Consider the following 407-nt stretch of genomic DNA (forward strand, 5'->3'; position numbering starts at 1 on the left):
ATTAGATTCAATGTTCGGTTTTGAGGGTATATTCAAAAGATGTATCCTATTGAAACGTAAGTTTCATTCGGCCTAGTGGCTCAGTTGGTTAGAGCGCCGCCCTGTCACGGCGGAGGTCGTCGGTTCGAGTCCGATCTGGGTCGTTGATTCTTTAGGGAATCTAATTTAAGGTATGGGATCTTAGCTCAGCTGGGAGAGCATCTGCCTTACAAGCAGAGGGTCATAGGTTCGAGCCCTATAGGTCCCATTTCTTACGTAAAAAAATACCGATTGTTCGGATTTATAATACGCCGATGTGGCTCAATTGGCAGAGCAGCTGATTTGTAATCAGCAGGTTATCGGTTCGAGTCTGATCATCGGCTTAATATTAAATATTCTGGATGGATTCCCGAGTGGCCAAAGGGGAC

At 45.5% G+C, this 407-nt stretch carries 3 tRNA genes; all 3 read left to right on the forward strand.

The window, feature by feature from the left end:
- Nucleotides 1–69: 69 nt before the first annotated feature.
- Nucleotides 70–143, forward strand: a tRNA-Asp gene (locus HMPREF1548_RS16985).
- A 31-nt stretch (nt 144–174) separates the two neighbouring features.
- Nucleotides 175–247: transfer RNA gene (locus tag HMPREF1548_RS16990), tRNA-Val, on the forward strand.
- A gap of 42 nt (nt 248–289) precedes the next feature.
- Nucleotides 290–362 (forward strand) — tRNA-Thr (locus tag HMPREF1548_RS16995).
- Nucleotides 363–407: the final 45 nt, after the last annotated feature.

It is taken from the genome of Clostridium sp. KLE 1755, assembly GCF_000466465.2.
GTDB lineage: Bacteria > Bacillota > Clostridia > Lachnospirales > Lachnospiraceae > Eisenbergiella > Eisenbergiella porci.